The organism is Allobosea sp. 2RAB26 (genome assembly GCF_052115465.1).
Classification (GTDB): Bacteria; Pseudomonadota; Alphaproteobacteria; order Rhizobiales; family Beijerinckiaceae; genus Allobosea.
In genome coordinates this window covers 1-21,582 of record NZ_JBFRGS010000024.1, presented here as the reverse complement: position 1 = coordinate 21,582, position 21,582 = coordinate 1, and the positions used below count along the sequence as shown (strand labels likewise).

At 63.8% G+C, this 21,582-nt stretch carries 23 protein-coding genes and 1 tRNA gene; 17 read left to right on the top strand and 7 right to left on the bottom strand.

The genetic code is table 11. The features are described 5' to 3' along the window. Nucleotides 1-47 precede the first annotated feature (47 nt). The 13 genes from AB4118_RS30010 to AB4118_RS29950 all read left to right on the top strand — a co-directional run bounded on the left by AB4118_RS30010 (nucleotide 48) and on the right by AB4118_RS29950 (nucleotide 11,491). Nucleotides 48-1,283 (top strand): metal-dependent hydrolase family protein, encoded by a 1,236-nt coding sequence (locus AB4118_RS30010; RefSeq protein ID WP_441493194.1) that lies wholly within the window; start codon nucleotides 48-50, stop codon nucleotides 1,281-1,283. A gap of 193 nt (nucleotides 1,284-1,476) precedes the next feature. Further along, nucleotides 1,477-2,295, top strand: a complete 819-nt coding sequence (locus tag AB4118_RS30005; protein ID WP_244523418.1) for an ABC transporter permease — start codon at nucleotides 1,477-1,479, stop codon at nucleotides 2,293-2,295. Nucleotides 2,296-2,298: 3 nt separating this feature from the next. After that, entirely contained in the window at nucleotides 2,299-3,357 is a 1,059-nt protein-coding gene (locus AB4118_RS30000; protein ID WP_441493193.1) for an ABC transporter ATP-binding protein, read from the top strand. A gap of 95 nt (nucleotides 3,358-3,452) precedes the next feature. Continuing rightward, nucleotides 3,453-4,499, top strand: a complete 1,047-nt coding sequence (locus AB4118_RS29995; RefSeq protein ID WP_441493192.1) for an ABC transporter substrate-binding protein — start codon at nucleotides 3,453-3,455, stop codon at nucleotides 4,497-4,499. Between the two features lie 7 nt (nucleotides 4,500-4,506). Then, nucleotides 4,507-5,379, top strand: a complete 873-nt coding sequence (locus AB4118_RS29990) for an ABC transporter permease (protein WP_441493191.1) — start codon at nucleotides 4,507-4,509, stop codon at nucleotides 5,377-5,379. A gap of 88 nt (nucleotides 5,380-5,467) precedes the next feature. Further along, the gene (locus AB4118_RS29985; protein ID WP_043233987.1) at nucleotides 5,468-5,656 is read left to right on the top strand and encodes a twin transmembrane helix small protein; all 189 of its coding nucleotides are present in this window, start codon (nucleotides 5,468-5,470) and stop codon (nucleotides 5,654-5,656) included. A 174-nt stretch (nucleotides 5,657-5,830) separates the two neighbouring features. Then, nucleotides 5,831-6,421: an acyloxyacyl hydrolase gene (locus AB4118_RS29980; protein ID WP_441493190.1), complete on the top strand. Its 591-nt coding sequence runs from the start codon at nucleotides 5,831-5,833 to the stop codon at nucleotides 6,419-6,421. A 177-nt stretch (nucleotides 6,422-6,598) separates the two neighbouring features. Next, the gene (locus tag AB4118_RS29975; protein WP_441493189.1) at nucleotides 6,599-7,180 is read left to right on the top strand and encodes a cob(I)yrinic acid a,c-diamide adenosyltransferase; all 582 of its coding nucleotides are present in this window, start codon (nucleotides 6,599-6,601) and stop codon (nucleotides 7,178-7,180) included. 8 nt (nucleotides 7,181-7,188) lie between these two features. After that, the gene (locus tag AB4118_RS29970) at nucleotides 7,189-7,884 is read left to right on the top strand and encodes a rhomboid family intramembrane serine protease (protein WP_441493188.1); all 696 of its coding nucleotides are present in this window, start codon (nucleotides 7,189-7,191) and stop codon (nucleotides 7,882-7,884) included. A gap of 144 nt (nucleotides 7,885-8,028) precedes the next feature. Further along, nucleotides 8,029-8,778, top strand: coding sequence for an electron transfer flavoprotein subunit beta/FixA family protein (locus AB4118_RS29965; protein ID WP_441493187.1), 750 nt, complete (start codon nucleotides 8,029-8,031; stop codon nucleotides 8,776-8,778). A 3-nt stretch (nucleotides 8,779-8,781) separates the two neighbouring features. After that, entirely contained in the window at nucleotides 8,782-9,729 is a 948-nt protein-coding gene (locus AB4118_RS29960) for an electron transfer flavoprotein subunit alpha/FixB family protein (protein WP_441493186.1), read from the top strand. Nucleotides 9,730-9,839: 110 nt separating this feature from the next. Next, nucleotides 9,840-10,724: a 3-hydroxybutyryl-CoA dehydrogenase gene (locus tag AB4118_RS29955; RefSeq protein WP_441493185.1), complete on the top strand. Its 885-nt coding sequence runs from the start codon at nucleotides 9,840-9,842 to the stop codon at nucleotides 10,722-10,724. A 209-nt stretch (nucleotides 10,725-10,933) separates the two neighbouring features. Then, entirely contained in the window at nucleotides 10,934-11,491 is a 558-nt protein-coding gene (locus AB4118_RS29950) for an HNH endonuclease (RefSeq protein ID WP_069882394.1), read from the top strand. 15 nt (nucleotides 11,492-11,506) lie between these two features. Here AB4118_RS29950 and AB4118_RS29945 read toward each other — a convergent pair whose 3' ends face one another. Beyond that, nucleotides 11,507-12,031, bottom strand: a complete 525-nt coding sequence (locus tag AB4118_RS29945) for a disulfide bond formation protein B (RefSeq protein ID WP_441493184.1) — start codon at nucleotides 12,029-12,031, stop codon at nucleotides 11,507-11,509. 4 nt (nucleotides 12,032-12,035) lie between these two features. Continuing rightward, a complete protein-coding gene (locus AB4118_RS29940) occupies nucleotides 12,036-12,626 on the bottom strand; it encodes a YqaA family protein (protein ID WP_441493183.1) in 591 nt (196 codons plus the stop codon). A gap of 304 nt (nucleotides 12,627-12,930) precedes the next feature. On the opposite strand from AB4118_RS29940, the gene AB4118_RS29935 reads away from it, so the two are divergent. Together AB4118_RS29935 and AB4118_RS29930 are read left to right on the top strand one after the other, a co-directional pair. Next, nucleotides 12,931-13,015, top strand: a tRNA-Leu gene (locus AB4118_RS29935). A gap of 347 nt (nucleotides 13,016-13,362) precedes the next feature. Continuing rightward, the gene (locus AB4118_RS29930; RefSeq protein ID WP_441493182.1) at nucleotides 13,363-14,331 is read left to right on the top strand and encodes an acyltransferase family protein; all 969 of its coding nucleotides are present in this window, start codon (nucleotides 13,363-13,365) and stop codon (nucleotides 14,329-14,331) included. Between the two features lie 258 nt (nucleotides 14,332-14,589). On the opposite strand, the gene AB4118_RS29925 is transcribed toward AB4118_RS29930, so the two are convergent. Next, nucleotides 14,590-15,498, bottom strand: coding sequence for a diacylglycerol/lipid kinase family protein (locus tag AB4118_RS29925; protein WP_441493181.1), 909 nt, complete (start codon nucleotides 15,496-15,498; stop codon nucleotides 14,590-14,592). A 1,044-nt stretch (nucleotides 15,499-16,542) separates the two neighbouring features. On the opposite strand from AB4118_RS29925, the gene AB4118_RS29920 reads away from it, so the two are divergent. After that, nucleotides 16,543-17,286, top strand: coding sequence for an aspartate/glutamate racemase family protein (locus AB4118_RS29920; protein WP_441493180.1), 744 nt, complete (start codon nucleotides 16,543-16,545; stop codon nucleotides 17,284-17,286). A gap of 41 nt (nucleotides 17,287-17,327) precedes the next feature. Here AB4118_RS29920 and AB4118_RS29915 read toward each other — a convergent pair whose 3' ends face one another. Then, the gene (locus AB4118_RS29915) at nucleotides 17,328-17,807 is read right to left on the bottom strand and encodes a DUF2938 domain-containing protein (protein WP_441493179.1); all 480 of its coding nucleotides are present in this window, start codon (nucleotides 17,805-17,807) and stop codon (nucleotides 17,328-17,330) included. Between the two features lie 225 nt (nucleotides 17,808-18,032). On the opposite strand from AB4118_RS29915, the gene AB4118_RS29910 reads away from it, so the two are divergent. Continuing rightward, the gene (locus AB4118_RS29910; protein WP_441493178.1) at nucleotides 18,033-19,142 is read left to right on the top strand and encodes an ROK family protein; all 1,110 of its coding nucleotides are present in this window, start codon (nucleotides 18,033-18,035) and stop codon (nucleotides 19,140-19,142) included. Nucleotides 19,143-19,146: 4 nt separating this feature from the next. Here AB4118_RS29910 and AB4118_RS29905 read toward each other — a convergent pair whose 3' ends face one another. Genes AB4118_RS29905 through AB4118_RS29895 form a run of 3 tightly spaced genes read right to left on the bottom strand, consistent with a single transcriptional unit; the run spans nucleotide 19,147 to nucleotide 21,493 of the window. Then, complete coding sequence (locus AB4118_RS29905) at nucleotides 19,147-19,920, bottom strand: alpha/beta hydrolase (RefSeq protein ID WP_441493231.1); 774 nt, start codon at nucleotides 19,918-19,920, stop codon at nucleotides 19,147-19,149. 35 nt (nucleotides 19,921-19,955) lie between these two features. Further along, nucleotides 19,956-20,384 (bottom strand): hypothetical protein, encoded by a 429-nt coding sequence (locus AB4118_RS29900; RefSeq protein WP_441493177.1) that lies wholly within the window; start codon nucleotides 20,382-20,384, stop codon nucleotides 19,956-19,958. Next, a complete protein-coding gene (locus tag AB4118_RS29895; RefSeq protein WP_441493176.1) occupies nucleotides 20,381-21,493 on the bottom strand; it encodes an IS5 family transposase in 1,113 nt (370 codons plus the stop codon). Before AB4118_RS29895 ends, AB4118_RS29900 begins: the two co-directional genes overlap by 4 nt. Nucleotides 21,494-21,582 lie beyond the last annotated feature (89 nt).

The window sequence follows — 21,582 nt, the reverse complement described above, 5'->3', positions numbered from 1 at the left end:
AGAATGACGGTGCCGCACCGGCGCCTCTTCATGGGAGATCGTTCTCGATGGCGCAGCTGCTGTTCAAGAATTTCGCCATGCTCGAGCCCGACCATGGCGAATTGCGCCGCGGCTACGAATTGCTGGTCGAAGGCGATACGATCCGCGAGGTCTCCGACAAGCCGATCAAGACGGCCAAGGCTGATGTGATCGATTGTGGCGGGCGTACCCTGATGCCCGGCCTGATCGACAGCCATGTCCATGTCTTCCTCTCGGAAGTCTATATCCGCGCCATGGAAAGCATGCCGCTGACCCTGATGACGGCCCGCTCTGTCCGGCTGATGAAGGGCATGATCGATCGCGGCTTCACCTCGGTGCGCGACACCGGCGGCGCCGATTGGGGCATCAAGGAAGCCGTCGAAAAGGGCGATATCTCGGCTCCGCGCCTGTTCATCGCCGGCCAGGCGATCGGCCCGACCGGAGGCCACAGCGACCCGCGCCGGCGCACGGATTTCGGCGCCCGCTGCCATTGCTGCAACGCCATGGCCTATACGATGAACGTCTCCGACGGCGTTTCCGCAGTGAAGAAGTCCGCGCGCGAGCAGATGCGGCTCGGTGCCGACCACATCAAGATCATGATGTCGGGCGGAGTCGCGTCGCCCTATGATCCACTGGATTCGATGCAGTTCAGCGTCGACGAGGTGAAGGCGGCCGTCGAGGAGGCCAAGGCATTTGGCCGCTATGTCTGTGCCCATGCCTACACGCCTGAAGCGATCACCCGTGCCGCGCAATGTGGCGTTCGTGCCATCGAGCACGGCAATCTGATCGACGAGGCCTCCGCCAAACTGATGGCGGAGAACAATATGGTGCTCACCGCCAATCTCGTCGCCTATTACGCCATGAAGGAGCGTGCCGCCGAGTTCGGCATGACGGGGGATATGCTGGCCAAGAACGATCTGGTCATCGATGGCGGCCTGCGTTCGCTCGAGATCTGCAAGCGCGCCGGGGTTCCCGTCGCCTATGGCAGCGATCTGCTCGGCCAGCTCCAGGTCGATCAATCCCGCGAGTTCCTGCTGCGCAGCGAGGTTCTCTCGCCGATCGAGATCATTCGCTCCGCGACGACCGTCGGCGCCCATCTGCTGCGGATGGAGGGCAAGCTTGGCACGCTGTGTGCAGGCGCCTTTGCCGACATCATCCTGGTCGATGGTGACCCGTTGAAGGATCTCGGCCTCTTCCAGAACCAGGGCGCGGCTCTGTCGGCGATCATGAAGGGCGGGAACTTCCACAAGAACCGCCTGCAGTGAGAATCGGGCGGCGACAATGGGTCGACAAAAACCGGCTTGATTGTTTGTAAGTTGAACCGCAGCCTGCTGTCGGAGCGGATCGAAGGGCGGAGGGCATGGCAGTGACGAGCCGGCGGCAATCGCAGAGCGACCACAACACAACACGCCCGGCGTGGTCATCGCGGCTGGCCGATGGCCGGGCTGGATTCGCCGCTTGAGCGCCGCCCAGCGCCCAAGCTTCGGCCGAATCGCGCTGAATGGCGCTGCCGGCCTGTCGTTAGGCTTCATCCTGCTGCCGCTGGTCTTCGTGATCTGGCTCGCCTTCTTCCGGCAGGAGATTCCGTCCTTCCCGCCCGAAGGCTACTCCCTGAAATGGTTTGCGGCCGTTCCCGGGCAGAAGGCCTTTGTCGACGGCTTCATTCTCAGTCTGCAGGTCGGCGTGCTGGCGACCTTGATCGGGCTTGCGCTCGGGGTCCCGGCGAGCCTGGCGCTCGTCCGCCACCGCATCCCTCTAGGCCCGCTGGTGAATACCCTGTTGCTGCTGCCGCTGGTGATGCCGGGCATCGTGCTCGGCACCGCACTCTATGTCTTCCAGATCGAAACCGAGATCGCGACCGGCTGGCCGGTCCTGGGCTCGGCGGGCGGCCTCATCGCGGCCCATACGCTCGTGGTCGTGCCCTGGGTCGTCAGGCTGGTCACGGCAAGCCTTGCCGGCTTCGACCGCACCATCGAGGAAGCTGCTCAGAATTTGGGCGCCGGTCCCTGGAAGACCTTCTGGCGCGTCACCTTGCCAAGCATCCGGCCGGGTATCGTGGCAGCCGGCCTGTTCGGCTTCGTCACCTCTTTCGGCAATCTCGAAATGAGCCTGTTCCTCGTCGGACCGGGCCGCACGACCCTGCCGATCGCGATCCTGCAATATCTCGAATGGAAGATCGATCCGACGGTTGCTGCCGCCTCCGTCATCCAGATCGTTCTGATCGGCACCGCGATGATCATCACCGACCGTTACGTCAAGCTGAGCCGGGTGGTCTGACCCATGGCACGGCTCTCGCTCACCCATCTCCAGAAGGTCTATGGCGACTTCAACGCCGTCGACGACGTCACCATCGACATCGCCGATGGCGAGTTCCTGGTCCTGCTCGGTCCGTCCGGCTGCGGCAAGACCACGACCTTGCGCATGGTCGCCGGTTTTGTGCCGCCGAGCGCCGGCACGATCACCATCGGCGAGCGCGACGTCACCGTGCTGCCGCCCTGGAAGCGCAATTGCGGCCTGGTCTTCCAGAGCTACGCATTGTTCCCCCATCTGACCGTCGCCGAGAACGTCGCCTTCAGCCTCGAGATGCGCAAGGTCCCTCCCGCCGACCGCGCCCCGCGCGTCGCGGAGGCGCTCCGTCTCGTGCAGCTTTCAGGCTTCGACGAGCGTTACCCGCGCCAGCTCTCGGGGGGGCAGCAGCAGCGCGTGGCGCTCGCCCGCGCGCTTGCGATGCAACCCGACGTGCTGCTGCTCGACGAGCCTCTCTCCAATCTCGACGCGAAACTCCGGCAGGAGGTCCGGGTCGAGATCCGCGACCTGCAGCGCAAGCTCGGCCTCACCACGATCATGGTCACTCACGACCAGGAGGAGGCGCTCACCATGGCTGACCGGCTGGTGGTGATGGAGAAGGGCAAGGTCCGGCAGATCGGCAACCAGCGCGAACTCTACGAGAAGCCGGCGGACCGCTTCGTCGCGGGCTTCATTGGCCGCAGCGCCTTCCTCGACGGGGAAACCACAACGCCTGGCCGCTTCCGCAGCCTCGGCGGGCTCGACATCACTGTCGGCGCGGCGAGTGGCACGGGAGCGGCGACACTCGCGCTTCGACCAGAGCGCATCTCGGTGGCAGCCGAGGCCGGAGCGTGCGTCAATCGCTTCGAGGCCCGTGTCGAGCACGTCTCCTATCTCGGCGCGCTGCTCGATATCGATGTCCGTCTCTCCGAGCACGACCGGATGCTGCTGCAGCTCCCGAACCGCCAAGGCAGCATCGAGCCGAAGCCGGGCGACACTATCACGATAGGCTGGGCCGAAGACGCCGGGCTCGTCTATCCGCGCGAGCCGTAAGGCCATGATCGGGAAAGGCGCATTGCGGCTCTCCGTCCGAACATGGCTCGATCACGGTCTCTAGCTCGACAGGCGTCCAACAGGGGAGAACTCATATGAACTCGATGAACAGGCGCCATGTCCTGCAAGGTCTCGCGGCGGGAGCAAGCGCCGCTGCGCTGGGCGGTCCGGCCTTGGCCCAGTCAGGCGGCAAGGTCGTGGTCGGAACCTGGGGCGGCGACTATGCCCGCCTCCTCACCAAGAACATCGAGGACCCGATCCTCAAGCCCAAGGGCATCGAGGTCCTGCAGGACCAGGCCGGCGACGCCCCACGCCGCGCCAAGATGGTCGCCGAGCGTCGCCTGCCGCGCGGCACGGTCGACATCCACGGGCTCTCGGCCGCGAACATGTACGAGATGAACGAGGCCGGCGTCGTGGAGCAGCTCGACTTCTCCAAGATCCCGAACGCCAAGAACCTGCTGCCGACGATGAAGTACCCCTATGGCATCGGGCACATCTATTCCGGCAACGTCGTCATCTACAATCCCAAGCTGATCAGCCCCGCGCCGACCGGTTTCAAGGATTGGCTCGACCCGAAATGGGGCAACAAGATCGGCTTCATCGACATTCAGTATCAGTCGATCATGGTCGCCGCCTCGATGGCCGCAACGAACGGCGCCAGCATGAACGACCTCGACAAGGCGAAGGAGGTTCTGCTCGCCGTCAAGAAGACGGGCGCGCGCGTCTACCCGACGAACGAGGCATTCGCCCAGGCGATGAAGAACGAGGAGGTTGGCATCAGCGCGATCTGGAAAGCGCGCGTCGTCCAGTGGCAGGATGCCGGCATTCCCTGCGAGGCGGTTTCCCCGGTTGAAGGCATCCCGGCCTATGTCTCCGGTTTCGTCATCCCGAAGAATGCTCCGAACAAGGAGAATGCCTACGCCTATATGAACGCCATGCTCGAGAAGGCGCCTCAGGAGGCCTTCGCGGTCGATATGGGCTATAACGGCACTGTGACCGGTCTCAATGTCGCGGCCGCCCTGCAGAAGCGCATCGGCTTCACGCCCGAAGAGGAAAAGCGCCTCAAGGATCTCGACTACGGCTTCCTCGCCAAGAACGATTCGGCGATGAAGGAGTGGTGGGACAAGGTCTTCAAGGCGTGATGCGGCCATGAGCACGACTGCCCCCGAAGCTGTTGCGGGCGGCCGCACCGGACTTGCCGGGGCGCTCGTCGTGCCGGCGACCATCTTCGTCGCGATCGGGCTGATCGGCCCGGTCGCGATCCTGTTCCGCTATTCGCTGAACCAGTTCATTCCGGGCCAGTTCATGGTCGACGGACTGACCATCGAGAACTACGTCAAGTTCTTCACCGACACCTATTATCTCAACGTGCTCATGCGCACCGTGCGCGTCGCGGTAATCTGCACCATCGCTTGCCTGATCATGGGCTTCCCCCTGGCCTATGTGCTGGCGCGCACCGAAAGCCGGTTCAAGAACCTGCTGATCATGGCCGTCGTGCTCCCCCTGTTCGTCGGCAACGCGGTTCGTGCCGCCGGCTGGATGACCGCTTTTGGCAACAAAGGCGCGCTCAACGCCTCCCTGATGGGGCTCGGCCTGATCAATCAGCCGATCGAGATCATGTTCACCGAGACGGCCGTGATCATCGGCATCGTCGCGGTCAACCTGCCCTTCATGGTGCTGACCCTGCAGAGCGTCATCGAAGGTATCAACCGCAATGTCGAGGAGGCAGCGTTCAGCCTGGGCGCTGGCCCCGTCGCAATGTTCCGCCGCGTCCTCTGGCCCCTGGCACTCCCGGGGATTCTCGCTGGCACGATCCTGACCTTCATCCTGGCGATGAATGCCTATGCGACCCCAGTTCTGCTCGGAGGCCCGAAGTTCCAGACGATGGGGCCGCTCGTCTATGGCCAGTTCGCGCAACAGAACAACTGGCCCTTCGGCGGTGCGATTTCCTTCATCCTGATGACGGCGACGCTCCTGCTGACCGTGGCGGCCCACCTGATCGTGCAGAGGCGTTATCGCTGAGGGCGCCGCCGGCCGCAGCGGCATGTTGCCGCCGGTCTCAGTGGCGCTTCCACTGGTCAAGCGCGCGGCGGCACTCTAAATCTCGCGCATGACCATTTCCGGATCGCTCGTCCCCATCGCAGTCGGCGCCGTCGCCCTGGTGCTGCTGCTGGGTCTCGCCAACATGCTGCGCGGCGGCAGCGCCAACACATCGCAGAACCTGATGCGACTGCGCGTGGTGCTGCAATTCGTCGCGATCCTAGTGATCATCGGCGTGCTCTGGTGGCGCGGAGGCTGAGCCCGCCTCACTTTTCAGCGGGCGCGACATCTCTGACTGACGATGCGTAAGCTGTTGATAAATCAGATATTCTGGAAAACCCGCCAGGGGTCTCAACCGCGCTTGCCGCATTCTGGACACGAGTCTATGCGTTTCACTAACGTCCGTTCAAACGATAAAAAGAACCTGTAGCCCATGCCGCGCGTCGCGTTGCTGATCCTTGCCGGCTTCCTGGCTGCCTCGCCTGCCCTGTCGCAGTCGCAGGCCTTGCCTCCCGGAGTTTCCAGCTACGCCCCCGCAACCGAAACCCCCGTTCCGTCCTGGGAAGCGCGCCTCGGCATCGCTCCCGCGAATCCGGGCGGCCGCGAAAGCGGACTGCTGAACTTCAATGGCGAGGTGGTGACGCCGCGCGTCATCCCGCTTAATGACCGCATCGCCTCGGCCTTCGTGCCGCGCTTCCATCTTGGCTCCAGCATCAATTTCAATGGCACGCGCTATGCCTATGCGGGCGCGACCTGGACCGTCGATCTCTCGAAGAATGTCTTCGTCGAAGCCAGCTTCGGCGCCGCCGTCAATGACGGCAAGACCGGTGCGGTCGTCCCGGAGAACCGACTCGTCGTCGGCTGCGATACCGGCACGCGCGGTGCTGCGGCGCTCGGCGTTCGCCTCAGTGATCGCTGGAGCCTGATCGCGACGCTCGAGCAATTCGGCACCACCGGCTGCTCCGACAAGGACAAGCCACGCGGCCCGGCCAATTTCGGCGCCAAGCTCGGCTACACCTTCTGACCCTTCGCTGGAGCATCGGCCCGAAGAGCGGATTGCGGCTTTCGGGACTGCCGACGCGGACACAGAAGGTTGGCGACCGGATACGAGTTTCGGTCCGATGATCGAAAGCATCTCGGCAGGGCGCGGGCTGTGGCGCTCCAAGCCTTTCGTTGCGGACGCGACGCGCTATAACGCGTCATGGTCAAGCTGAATCGCATCTATACGCGCACCGGGGATAACGGCACGACCGGGCTCGCAACCGGCCCACGCCGGCCGAAATACGACTTGCGCGTCGCAGCCTATGGCACCGTCGACGAGACCAATGCCTGCGTCGGACTGGCACGGCTGCATGCCGCAACCGAGGATGGCGAGGTCGATGCCATGCTCGGACGGATCGCCAACGATCTTTTCGACCTCGGAGCCGATCTCTCGACGCCCGACACCGGCGAGACGCTCGCCTATGAGCCGCTGCGCATCGTCCAGGCCCAGGTCGACCGCCTCGAAGCGGAAATCGATCAGCTGAACGCGGCGCTCGCCCCGTTGCGCTCCTTCGTCCTGCCCGGCGGAACACCGGCAGCCGCCCATCTCCACCTCGCCCGCACGGTCAGCCGGAGGGCCGAACGCCTGATGGTCGAGCTCGCCCAGACCGAGGGGGAGCGCGTCTCCGCGCCGGCGCTGAAATACATCAACCGGCTTTCGGACTTCCTCTTCGTTGCCTCACGTTTCCTCAATGCCAGGGCCGGGGGCGATGTGCTCTGGGTTCCCGGGCAGAACCGCTAGGGCCGGATATGTTCGTACCGCTGCATGACGGCGTTCCGCTGCGCTTCATGCGCGCGCCCTATGTGACCTATGCCCTGATCAGTGCCTGCATCGGCATCCATCTCGCGATCTGGATCCTGCACGAACCGCCGGGCGAGATCGCCGTCATGGCCGGCTTCGGCCTGATCCCTTCCGTCTTCTTCGGCACCGCGCAACTGCCCATCGAGATCATGCAGGCTCCGGCCTGGCTGACGCTGTTCAGCAATGTGCTGCTGCATGCGAGCTTCGCCCATCTCGTCGGCAACATGCTGTTCCTCTGGGTCTTCGGCGACAATGTCGAGGACGCGATGGGCCATTTCCGCTTTCTGGCCTTCTTCTTTCTTTGCGGCCTGGCCGGGTCGCTGGCGCATGCCATCATGAATCCTGAGTCGGAGCAGCCGCTGATCGGCGCATCGGGCGCGATCTCGGGCGTCATCGCCTCCTATCTGATGCTCTATCCGCAGGTCCGGATCTGGGGCCTCGCCTTCAAATGGATCCCGCTGCACGTCCCGGCGATGTACGCGCTCGGCGCCTGGATCCTCTTCCAGTTCATGTCAGCCTTCGTCGACCCGCAGGGCAATGTCGGCTGGTGGGCGCATCTGGGCGGGCTTGCGACCGGCGCGGCGCTGACCCCGATCTTCATCCATCGCGGCGTTGGGCTGTTCGGGCGCGCTGCAAGAGGGTGACGCCCGCGACTTTGGCGGCGTTGACAAGCCTAAACAGCCATCGCTACGGTCCCCCGGCATTCCAGCCGAGAGCCACGATGCCGTCATCCTGCCGCGTCGCGCGGCGCGGCCTCGATCGTATCTCTCCCGAACGGTGAAGCGACGATGAAGATCCTTGTGCCCGTCAAGCGGGTTGTCGACTACAATGTGAAGATCCGCGTGAAGGCGGACGGCTCGGGCGTCGAGCTTGCCAATGTCAAGATGTCGATGAATCCGTTCGATGAGATCGCCGTCGAGGAAGCGTTGCGGCTGAAGGAGGCCGGCAAGGCGACCGAGGTCATCGTCGTCTCGATCGGCCCGGTGCAGGCCGCGGAAACCATCCGCACGGGTCTCGCCATGGGTGCCGATCGCGGCATCCTGGTGAAGGCCGAGGGCACGGTCGAGCCGCTCGCCGTCGCCAAGCTCCTGAAGAAGATCGTCGAGCAGGAGAGCCCTCAGCTCGTCATTCTCGGCAAGCAGGCGATCGACGACGACTGCAACCAGACCGGCCAGATGCTGGCCGCCCTGCTCGGCTGGCCGCAGGGCACCTTCGCCTCCAAGGTGGTGATCGGCGATGGCTCGGTCGATGTCACCCGCGAGGTCGATGGCGGCCTGCAGACCGTGGGGCTCAAGCTGCCGGCGATCGTGACCACCGATCTGCGACTGAACGAGCCGCGCTACGCCTCCCTGCCCAACATCATGAAGGCCAAGAAGAAGCCGCTTGATGAGACCACCGCCGAAGCGCTCGGCGTCGACATCGCGCCGCGCCTCAAGGTCCTGAAGACCACCGAACCGCCAAGCCGATCGGCCGGCGTCAAGGTCGGCTCGGTCGCCGAGCTGGTTTCCAAGCTGAAGAATGAAGCAGGAGTTATCTGAATCATGACGACGCTGCTTCTCGCCAAGCACGACAACAAGAGCCTCAACGAGGCCACCCGCAAGGCCCTGACCGCCGCCAAGGCGCTCGGCGCGCCTGTGCATATCCTGGTCGCCGGTACGGGCTGCAAGGCGGTTGCCGAGGCCGCAGCCAAGCTCGACGGCGTCGAGAAAGTGCTGCTGGCCGACGATGCTGCCTACGAGCACCGGCTTGCCGAACCGCTGTCTGCCCTCATCGTCTCGCTGGCCGGCCCCTACGACGCGATCGTCGCGCCGGGCACCACGACCGGCAAGAATGTGATGCCGCGCGTCGCTGCCCTGCTCGATGTGATGCAGATCTCGGAAATCACCAAGGTCGTCTCGCCCGACACCTTCGAACGTCCGATCTATGCCGGCAACGCGATCCAGACCGTGCAGAGCGGCGAGGCCAAGAAGGTGCTCACCGTGCGCGGCGCGTCCTTCGCGGCGACCGGCGACGGCAGCGCGACCGCGCCGATCGAAGCGGTTGCCGCTGCCGAGCACGCCGGCACCTCGAGCTTCAAGGGCGAGGAAGTCGCCAAGTCCGATCGTCCGGAGCTCGCGTCGGCCAAGATCATCATCTCGGGCGGCCGCGCGCTCGCCTCGGCCGAGAATTTCGGCAAGGTGATCGAACCCGTCGCCGACAAGCTCGGAGCCGCCATGGGCGCCTCGCGCGCCGCGGTGGATGCCGGCTATGCCCCGAATGACTGGCAGGTCGGCCAGACCGGCAAGGTCGTGGCGCCCGACCTCTATATCGCCGTCGGCATCTCGGGCGCGATCCAGCATCTCGCCGGCATGAAGGATTCGAAGGTCATCGTCGCCATCAACAAGGACGAGGAAGCCCCGATCTTCCAGATCGCCGATTACGGCCTCGTCGGTGACCTCTTCACCATCATGCCCGAGCTTGCGGCCGAACTCGCCAAGATTGGGCGCTGACCGATCGGCCGCTGACGCCAGCGGCACGAATGTGATATCCGGGCCGCTTGCTCTGGGCGGCCCGCGTCGCTTTCACGATGAAGGCGATCAGACGAAAGATGGATCAGGACATGTCGGACGAGGCGATCAAGACGATCGGCATCATTGGCGCGGGGCAGATGGGCAACGGCATTGCCCATGTCGCGGCCGTCGCTGGCTTCGACATCCGGCTGCACGACCTCGCCGAGGACCGCATCAAGGCCGCTCTGGCGACGATCGACGGCAATATGGCGCGTCAGGTCAGCAAAGGCGCCATGGATGACTCGCTACGGCGCGAAGCCATGGCCAAGATCGTCGCGACGCCGACCCTGGAAGGGCTTGGCGACTGCGACCTGATCATCGAGGCCGCGACCGAAAGCGAGGAGGTCAAGCGCAAGATCTTCACCGCCGTCTGCCCGCATATCAAGCCGGAGACGATGCTTGCGTCCAACACCTCGTCGATCTCGATCACCCGGCTTGCCGCGGCGACCGACCGGCCGGAGCGCTTCATCGGTATCCATTTCATGAACCCCGTGCCGCTGATGCAGCTCGTCGAGCTGATTCGCGGCATCGCCACCGACGACCACACCTTCGAGGCGGCCCGCAGCTTCATCAGCAAGCTGCACAAGACGGTGACGGTCTCGGAGGATTTCCCGGCCTTCATCGTCAACCGCATCCTGCTGCCGATGATCAACGAGGCGGTCTATACGCTCTATGAGGGCGTCGGCTCGGTCGAGGCGATCGACACCGCCATGAAGCTCGGCGCCAATCATCCGATGGGCCCGCTCCAGCTTGCCGACTTTATCGGCCTCGATACCTGCCTCTCCGTGATGCAGGTGCTCCATGATGGCCTGGCGGATTCGAAATATCGCCCCTGCCCGCTGCTGGTAAAATATGTCGAAGCCGGCTGGCTCGGCCGCAAGACCAAGCGCGGTTTCTACGATTATCGCGGGGAAAAGCCGGTCCCTACCCGCTGACCAGCATCCCGACCCGGGCATTAAGCCCGGTATCGCCCCAGAATTCGGAATGGATGGCGTCGGCCGGCTCAGGGCCGGCCACTATGACGCACATCAACTTCGCACTGCGGCATCTTCACATTCCTGTCGTCTCGCGCGTACATTGAGCTGTGAGCAGGATTCGTCCTGCTTCGATCAGCGGAGGTGCGACGGGTTTGACGGCGCATGTGATGCATCCGATGGCCTCTCCGGATGGCTGTCCGGCTCTGGTGCTCAATGCCGATTTTCGGCCGCTGAGCTACTACCCTCTCTCGCTCTGGAGCTGGCAGGACGCCATCAAGGCGGTCTTCATGGACCGGGTGAACATCGTCTCGGAATACGACACGATCGTGCACAGCCCGAGCTTCAACATGAAGCTCCCGTCGGTCGTCTCGCTGAAGACCTATATCAAGCCGTCCCGCACCCCTGCCTTCACCCGCTTCAACGTCTTCCTGCGCGACCGCTTCTCCTGCCAGTACTGCGGCACGCGCGACGAACTCACCTTCGACCATGTCGTGCCGCGCTCGAAGGGCGGCCTGACGACCTGGGACAATGTGGTCGCGGCCTGCTCGCCCTGCAATCTGCGCAAGGGCGACAAGATGCCGACCGTCGTCGGCATGTTGCCGCTGCAAAGGCCCTTCGCGCCGACGGTCAACGACCTGCACCGCAACGGCAAGCTCTTCCCGCCGAACTACCTGCACGAAAGCTGGCTCGACTATCTCTACTGGGATTCCGAACTCGAACCCTGAGATGCTCGGTGCGGATTATCCGCCTTGTTTCGAGGCCTTGAGCAGGCCCAGCAGGGCCAGGGCAGCAAGCCCCAGCGAAGCCAGAGCATTCCAGCCCGCCAGGGACAATCCGAGAAACCGCCACGCTGCTTCGCCGCAGGACACCACACGCGTGGTCTGAAGCTGCTTCATGAAATCCTGGACGCCTGCGGCAGCCGCCGGGGCACCGCCGCCGCAATCATTCGGCCCGAGGAACCAGCCCCATTCCACACCGGAATGATAGGCGCCGAGCCCGGCGCTCCAGAGCATCAGCACGGCGAAGCCCGCGAGCACCGCCATTTGCAAGGCACGCGAACGAGCGACCACCAGCGCCGCGACGGCAAGCGCCATGGCGGCGTAATGCGGAATGCGCTGCTCGAGGCAGAGCTTGCAGGGCACGAGATGCCAGACGAGCTGCGACCACCATGCTCCGGCGATCAGGGCCGTCGAACCGAGACCGAGGAGCAGGATCAACCGCATCGGGCGCATCAGCATATCGAGCCGGGAATCGCTGCCGGGCATTGCATCATACCGCCGGGAACAGATGTTTGAAGGCGAAGAATCCGCCCACGATCCCAACGACCAGGACGATCATCGCCGTGGTGAAATGCTCGTCGAGAATGCGCCGGATCGGGCCGCCGAACCGATTGAGCAACCCGGCCAGAAGATAGAACCGTGCCCCGCGCGTGATGATCGAGAGCACGACAAACCAGAGCAGATCGTATCCGGCAAAGCCCGATGTGATCGTCACCAGCTTGTAGGGAATCGGCGTCAGCCCCTTCAGCAGGATGATCCAGGCACCATACTGCGCATAGGCCGCCCGAAAGGCCTCGACCCCGTCGCCATGGCCGTAGAGCTTGATGATCCACTGACCGAGCGAATCATAGAGCAACGCACCGATCGCGTAACCGAGCAGTCCCCCGAGCACCGAGGTCACTGTGCAGATCCCGGCATAGAACCAGGCTTTCTGGGGCTTGGCGAGCGCCATCGGCACCAGCATCACGTCGGGCGGAATCGGGAAGAAGGAACTTTCCGCGAAGGAGACGGCACCCAGCGCATAGGGTGCGCGCGGGCTGGCGGCGAGCGCCATGGTCCATTCATAGAGGCGTCGAAACATGCTCATGCACCGGTGCGCGCCGCCCGATGAGGGCCGACATGCGGCTGTTCAGTCCTCAGGAGCGGGCGATAGCCGTTCCGCGCGCCTGAGCGAGCAAAGACCATCTTCCGGCGAGCGTTGCCTACCCACCGGGCTGGCTTCGCTATCGAGGCTGTCTAGCCCCGATGGCGTCAGGCTGTCCATCATTCACAGCTCTGCACAATGCCTGCTCACGATCCGTTGACCGCGCGCGCGCCATCGCTATAGTCCGCCGGCCCGTTGAGGGCATGTACCGCGGTCGAAGGACCGGCGGCCTCGTGCTTGGGCCCCTGTGGCGGAATTGGTAGACGCGCTCGACTCAAAATCGAGTTCCGCAAGGAGTGCTGGTTCGATCCCGGCCAGGGGCACCATTCATTCTCGATACGCCTGCTCACTGGCGTTTTCGGAAGGCTTTCAAGCCCGGTATTCCCGCCTTGTGGCGCGCCCTGGCCATGTCGCGCGCTTCTTGCGGACGACCTCCCATCAGCACTGCATCGCCACGGAGGCTCTTCTGTCAGCGATCGCCTGCGCGCGGCATCCAGAGTCGGCGAAGCCCGAGCGTCGCGTTGGCCTGCACTGACAAGTGCCCCGATCGGCCGCGATATTGCGATCCGCGTTGTCATGCATCATGAAGGAAGAGGGTATCTGCACAGGCTGTCGAAACTGCGACGCGGAACAATTTCAACGCGTCATTCGGCGCATCGGGGGCTGCGCCGGGATGATCTACAATCTGCAATTGCTCAGAGGCTTGGCGGCGCTTGGAGTGAGTTTCTACCACAGCGATTTTCAGATCGTCCGCGGCATCTCAACTGAATTCTATGGCGTGTCCATCTTCTTCGCGATCAGCGGTTTCATCATCACCCATGTGACACGCCAGGATAGCACCGGGTTCCTGCTCAAGCGCCTTGTCCGAGTGGTGCCTCTCTACTGGATCGCAACTGCGGTTTTCTTCATTTTTACACCCTATACGTGGCCGCACTTGCTCGAGAGCCTTCTGTTCGTTCCGGCCGACAAGCCGCCGGTGCTGCGCGTCGGTTGGACCCTCAACTATGAAATGTTTTTCTACGTGCTGTTTGGTGTCGCGCTCGCGATAAGTAAGAGGTGGGCGCCACTGATCGCTGCGGTTGTGCTACTGCTCTTACAGGCGGTTCAGCATTTTGCCCCATGCGGGCGGGTCTGCTCGACCTATGGGGGGAGGGTGACCGGCTTCTTCGTGATCGGCATTGCTCTCTACTATGTTTGGCTTGCCGCCCGCCTCTGGATGCCTCCGTTGCGCAGGACAATGAAGGTCGTGTCCGCGATCGTTGCCGGCGGCGTCGTCACGATCTGCGTGGCGTGGCACGAGCCGCCAGCGGCTGTGGCGCTCATCATCGTCACAGCAGTTCTCTTGACCGCACTCTTGGCCGAAGCATCCGGCCTCGCCTGTCGGAATCGAGCCCTGCTTGCGCTCGGCGGCATGTCCTATTCGCTCTACCTGACCCACCTGATGGTGATCGAGCCAATGCGGATCGTAGCCACCAAGCTGCCCTGGCTCGATCAGGCGCAGAGCATTCCGATCATGCTCGCGTCTGTCGGCATGAGCGTATTGCTGGCCTATGTCGTTTTTCGCTTCATCGAAACGCCGATGCTCGCGGGCTTCCGCGCGTTAATCCAAGTGCGGCGTCGACCAATCCCAACGCCCCCCTAACTGCTCCAACTCGGCGGTCTCTTATCGCCAGGGCGCCAGGAAGCTCAGGCGACTTGTTGATCGCGAGCACCGCTCGCCCACTCCCCCATAACCAAGGCAGCCCCCACGCGTTTCATTATTGGCCCGCCACTGCGAAGGCAGTAGGCGGGCCTCGATCGTGTTGAAAGCGCGAGCTATGGTCCTGTGCAGATCGGTTGTCCCCACGGACTGTGACATCGCTGGGCAGGAACGAGGCCCCTGGCCTGAAACCGCGCAAGATCAACGCACAGAAGCTGATCGCGACACACGGACGCTGTTCGCTGCTGTCGATCGGGCCACGCGAACATGGACACATGAGCCTGCGGCACGAATGTCCGCCGGGGGCGGCGGCGCCAGATCGCCATCGATTTGTACATCCGATGTACCACGAATGGAGACATGGTCGGCGCGTCTCATTTCAATGAACGAAAGCGACGAAAACCTATTTGTGGCGATACAGAATGCGGACTTCAACTGCGCGAAACGGCTTCCTTCACGTTGAAGTGCGACAATGAAACCTGATGCCTTTGGCGTGGCAATTTCGCTTATAATGAAGGGCCCTGCGTAGAACCGGCCCTTCATCACCAGCAGTCCCGAAACAAGTTCATCGGGGCCTCCATCAATGCGCACGGAGAATTTTTGGTCTCGATGCACCAGCAGGCACTGTATGGCCGCGATGACGTATGCGAGTTTACCAATTATCTTCTTCGCATCTTTGTTCAGGCGGCGAACAACCGAACCATCGAATCCAACTCCTAGAGTTTGGACGAATACTCGTTCTCGACGCCCCACAGCAGAGTACAGTCCCGGATAGACCGGCACTGAGTATCCCTCATTGATGAGGCGAGCGGCTTCCACGATATCAAGCGGGATCCCGAGTTCCTGCGCGAACAAATTCGCAGTGCCGAGTGGCAACACACCGAGTTCGGCACGCGATCCGATCATTCCCGACGCGGCCTCCGATATCGTGCCATCGCCGCCGACTGCCACGATGCAGTCATGCCCATCGTCGGCAGCTTGCCGCGCCAGCCTTTCCGCGTCTCCTGCCATCCTGGTCTCGACGACAGTCGAGTTGGGAAAGAGTTTTGCGAGATCGCAAGCCGAGAACCCACGAGCCCTTCCGGCAACCGGGTTGAACAGAACAAACATGGTTATGACCCGGTATTGGTCCTACCGAACCCGAGATACCGGACACTCCTTCTTCAGGTTTGTGCCCCGCACAGCAATGCAATCAATGCCTCGTGGACCTTGATAGCCCGCGATTTGCTCGAGCTCCAGTTACCTGTTCACCGCCTTCTATCAATCGACAGGACTACACTCCATGTGTACGCGCTGGCCGGGTTCGTTATGCGTGCGGCAAGAGACGAGGGCCGGCGGGGTCTTACTGGGTTCCTCGGGCATCGAAGCGGGCACAATAGGTTGAACGGGCCGAGCGACCGGCTTCGGGGCCCGTACAGCGACCGCTGTCAGCTTGGGCGCTGGCCTGGTCACCGTTACCGACTCACGCACGATCGAATCTGGCTTGTTCGCCTCCGGCGCGGGATCAGAGAGAACGAGAGGCGCAGTCTGCGGCTTCTCCGCTTGAGCAGACTGCCAAGGTCGCCAACTCCCCAGCCGAGCAAAAGTCTCGACCGTCGGCTTTGTGATCGCTTCGACCGTTGGCATCGCTTGTGGCGAGCAGCCAGCAACCAGCAAGCCGGCAAGGCTCACGCGACAGACTAAGTTCACCATGCTGGCCCCTTGTCAGACATGTGGCAAAGTTGCGGCATTATGAGCGCGGAATGTAGCCGTTTTGTGCCGCGCAAGGAAAGGCCCCGCACAGCATCCTCGCCTTCGGTCCGCGCGCCCCGCCACAGACCGGAAGCCGACCGCTCCTTACGGTAGGGGGGCTCTCCCACTATCAACCCACAAACGCCTCTCATCGCCCATTGGTCAGCGCTATTCGTGCTTAGATCGCAACGCGCCACTTTGAGCACCTTGTCCAAGCATCGCCTCCGCCCTCAGGCCCATCGAACGGCGCTCTCGGCCGTGGCGGTCGCCCGCCAGAGGCATCGGGGCGCTTCGCAGCGCCCACACCGCGCCTCTGCGAGGCGCCCCGTATACATTCATGACTTGGACCTTGTGCGCGCTGGTCGCTTGGCCTGGGGCCTCGAGCTCGCTAAGCCTGAAGCCTGCACCCTGCCCGAGGCTCTCTTGCGTATCCTGCTGATCAACCCCAACACGACCCAGGCGATGACGGATCTCGTCATGCAGGTCGTGGCGCCGCATGCTCCGTCCAATGTCGCCCTGCATCCGGTGACAGGCCGCTTCGGCGCGCGGTATATTTCGAGCCGCAGCGCGGGGGTGATTGCGGCCCATGCCGCCCTCGAGGCCTATGCCGAGCATGGCGCCGGCTGCGACGCGGTCTATCTCGCCTGCTTTGGCGACCCAGGGCTTCACGCCCTGAAGGAGGTCTCTCCCGTTCCGGTCGTCGGCATGGCGGAGGCGAGTTGCCTGGCCGCCGCGGCGATGGCGCGGCAGTTCTCGATCGTCACCGGCGGCGAGCGCTGGGGACCGATCCTGCATGAATTCGTCGCGATGATCGGCCTCGACGGCCGGCTTGCCTCGGTTGAAACAGTCACTCCGACGGGGGCCGATATCGCCCGTGACCCGGATGGCTCGATTGCACTGCTCGCCGCAGCCTGCCGCAAGACGGCGGAACGCGACGGCGCCGGAGCCGTCATTCTCGGCGGCGCCGGACTTGCCGGCCTCGCCGCACGCGTCCAGCCACATCTCGATATTCCGGTGATCTGCTCGGTCCAGACCGGCATGAAAGCAGTCTTGGCCGCTCTCAATGGTGGTACGGCGAAACCGGCGAGCGGCGATCTCGCCTTCCCGGCGCCGGTCGGGAGCGTCGGCCTGTCGCCCGCGCTTACGGCCCTTCTCGCCAGGTCCTGAACCGGGGAAGGTCCTGAACCGGGGAGCTGCCGCCGGCATGCTCAGCGCAGCAGGAGCGCCGAGCAATAGAGCCCCACGCCAAAGACGATATGGCCCGCGATGTTCATGGCACGGATCTGGCCGGCATTCGGCTTCTTCGACGCCGCGATGCCGGCGCCCATTCCCGGCTGCAGGATGAACCAGCCGCAGCCGACCGTGACGAGACCGACGATCAGAGCAGGCGCGAGGCTCGGATTGCGGGCCCAGTCGAGCCCCCAGATCGCCAGCAGGACCGCCGCGAACAGGATGCCGATCAGGTAATGCGCGATCCAGCCGAGGGCGCGTTCGTTCGCCACCGGCTCGGAGCGTCCAATATCCTCATGCTCCAGTCGACCTTGCGCCAGATGGCCGAACCAGCGCCCGGTCATGGCCCAGTTCGGAGTCGGCAGGCCGAAGGCGCGGTTCAGGAACTGGGCCCAGAGATCGAACAGGATTGTCGCGCCGACACCGATCAGCACCGCGCGCAGAAGAAACTCAAGCATCGCCTATCCCCGGAAACCAGCCATGGCGCATCGACCGTCGCGCCTTGGCCGCCATGGAAGGGAAGAGGCCCCGCGAGGTCAATCGCAGGGGGCGGTCTTCCCCGCGCGCGCCGCGCAGGGGCGCCATGCGCTGTTCATCCCAGGAGGCGATATGCCGCCAGCTTACGGAACCCTGGGAGCACCGAGGCCGTTCCCTTCGGGAGTCCACACGGGGGATAGCGGAACATGGCAGCCGAAATGACGACGAAAGCACGCGCGGGCGGTCCTCACGGAGTGGATGACCTGCCTTCGGTTGTCGTCACCAGCTATAATCTGGAGGTTCGCGACGAGGACGGCTTCGTTGGCGACAAGGCCAAACGTGGCGCATTTCTCGAGCATCTCGACGCCCTTCGCGAGCACCTGCGCCGGACCGGCGAAGACCCCATCACGGTCGACTCCGACAAGATCGGCAAGAAGGAGCTCGATGCGCTGCTGGGGGAAGGCGAGCCGCGCGAGGCGGCTCTCATCCTCAGCGCCATCGAACGCTACGCCCAGTCGCTGGCCTTCGTCATTCGCCGCTTCGCCAGGCTGAAGCCCTGGAGCACCGTCGAGCGTATCGTGGTCGGCGGCGGATTCCGCCAGAGCAGGGTCGGCGAGCTTGCGATCGCGCGTGCCGGCATCATCCTGCAGACCGACGGACATAGTATCGACCTTGTGCCGATCCGCCATCATCCCGACGAGGCCGGGCTGGTCGGTAGCGCCCATCTTGCGCCGAAATGGATCTTCGAGGCCTATGACAGCCTCGTCGCCGTCGATATCGGCGGCTCGAATATTCGCGCCGGCATCGTCGAGCTGCGCCAGGACAAGGCGCCTGACCTCGCCAAGGCCAAGGTCTGGCAATCCGAACTCTGGCGCCACGCCGACGAGGAGACCAATCGCGACGACGCAATCAAGCGGCTCGGCAAGATGCTCGATGCCCAGATCAAGCAGGCCGGCAAGGCGGGCCTCCGCGTTGCTCCCTTCATCGGCGTCGGCTGCCCCGGCCTGATCGAACGGGACGGCTCGATCGACCGCGGCGCGCAGAACCTGCCTGGCAACTGGCAAAGCAGCCGGTTCAACCTGGTCGAGAGCATCCGCGAGATGGTCCCCGAGATCGGCGGACACGAGACGACGGTCGTGATGCATAACGACGCCGTCATCCAGGGACTGAGCGAGATGCCGTCAATGCAGGATGTCGAGCATTGGGCGGTGCTGACCATCGGCACCGGCCTTGGCAATGCAAGCTACCAGAACCGGACGAAGCCGAAGGGCCGCGGCAAGGCCAAGAATGGAAAGGCCGACGACAAGAAGGGCTGACCGCTCAGCTCCGCTTTGCCGGCAGCGCCCACATCAGCCCACGCGTGATGATCGCGGGGAAGACAGTGAGATGATCCTCGTCCTGGATGATCTCCGTGGTCAGCTTCAGGCCGGGATAGTTGTGCGAGCGGAGCGCCTTCTCGAATTCCTGCAGGTCGGCGATCATGTCGAGCTTGCCGCTATAGCGCGGCGAGGCCTTGCTGATCGTCTCGAAGGAAGCGATCGCCATCAGCACATCGGCCTTCAGGTCCTTGTTCGTCTCGGCATAGGTGCGCTCGCGCGCAAGCATCACCTTCTGGTCGTACCAGAGCGAAGGGCTGCCGATGATATAATGCGAGAACATCTTCGGCTCGGTCAGCAGGATGTGGACGCCGAGCAGCCCGCCATAGGAATGGCCGGCAAAGATGGTGCGATTGGTGTCGGTGCGATAGGTCGAGGCGACGAAGGGCATCACCTCGTCGGCAAGAAAGCGGCGATAGGGCTCTGCTTCGCCGAAGATCGGTGTCCGGCCGGATTCATCCTTCGTCTTTTCGCCATTGGGCGTCGGCGTGTAGTCCCGGCGGCGGCTGAACTGCGGCGTGTCGCCGAGCGCGTAGGAGAGACCGACCAGAATGAACTCTTCCAGCCCCTGGCCGCGATTGCCGACCCGGCGGGCAATGCTGCGCACCAGCGGGAAGGCGTAATCGGCATCGGTGACGAACAGCACGGGAAAGCGCCGGCGTGGCGAGGAGTGATAGGAGACCGGCAGGCTGACATAGATCTCGTAGTCGCGCTGCAGCGTCTTGGCATGGATCGTCCGGACCTCGGTGTCCTTCAGAACGAAGGGCGCCGGACTCGACGGGACCGCAACAGCAGCCGGAGGTTCGGGAGCCGGCTGGGCAACGGCAACGCTGGCGAACCCGAGGGCGGCAAGCAGGACCAGGCTGTTGAAGAAGTCGTCCTAGGGCGGGCGATGAAGGTGGAATCGTCACCGTTGTGGACGCGGATTTCGCCCTTGAGGGAGCCGTCCGTTTGAAGTTTGGCCCATCCGTCGCCCGAGACCTCGTCCATCTCATCATTGCCTTGCCAGGTGAAGTCGATGCCGTTGTCGGTCTCGCGGCAGTGCAACTGGCCGGTGACGCAGCCGAAGGCGAACTCGCCGCCTGTCTTGCCCTCGAAAAGGATGTAGGCCGGCTCCATCATGTCGAGGAAGTCGGTATCCCACACAGCCATCTCGACGATCCGCCACTTGCCCTTGATCATGCCGGGGCCGCCAGAAGCTTGGGCAGACGGATCAGGTTGTAGGCGGCCAGCGCCAGAGTGAACGCGGCATCGACCTTGGGGCGGCCGCGCACCTTCACCTTGGCCAGTCCCGCCGAGCTTTTGATCCAGCCGAACACCTCCTCGATCCGCTTGCGGCAGCGCTGGCTGATCTCATAGCCGGGGTGGCGCTGGACGCGCCGGTCGAGGGCGCTCCGGCGCCGCTTGCCGGTCTTGGTGACATGTTCATTGCTGGCGATATGCGGGGTGATCGATCGGGCTCTGAGATCGGCCACGAACTGCTTCACGTCATAGGCCTTGTCGGCGCCGAGTGTGATCCGCCGTGCGCGACCTGGCCTCGCATCCAGCAGGGCGAGCGCCGCTTCGCGTTCCGCCGTGCCGGTAGCCAAGGTCACTCCGCCGCCGACCGCAAGGCCGTGGCGGTTCTCCATCAAGGCGTGGCCGAGGTAACAGAGCCTGGCCGGTTGGCCGTCGCTCTTGCGATAGAGCCTGGCCTCGRGGTCGGTGGTGCTCTGGTGAGTCTCGTTGGATCGCTTCTTGCCATGAAAGTCGCGCTCGGCGTTGCGCCCCGTCCTGGAGCCATCATCGCCGTCGCTGCCGTCCTTGCGCCGGAAGCTCTTGGTCGAGGCCCAGGCCTCGATCAGCGTGCCATCCACCGAGAAATGGTCGCTCGACAACAGCCGCTTGACCTTCGGCTGAGCCAGTACCGCCGACAGGAACTTGGCTGCGATCTCTCCGGCCAGCAGCCGGTCCCGGTTCTTCGAGAAGCTCGAATGGTCCCAGGTCGGGTCATCCACCCCAAGACCAACGAACCAACGGAACAACAGGTCGAACTCCAGCCGGTCCATCAACTGACGCTCCGAACGCAGCCCGTAGAACGCCTGAAGCAGCATCGCCCGCAACAGCTTCTCCGGCGCAATCGACGGCCGCCCCAGCCGCTGCGCATAGAGCGCGCTAAAATCCCCCGTCAGCTCCGCCAAGGCTGCATTGGCGATTTCCCGGATCGGCCGCAACGGATGGCCCACTCCGACCCGAGCCTCCAGATCCACATAGGAAAACAGCGATCCAGAGCGCTCATCCGACCCGCGCATCAAATGCCCCCAGCCAACTCCTCAAGCCGAGTGAATCACGCCAAACGCCGCCCCGCTACAGACTTTTTCAACAGCCTGTCAACAGCCTG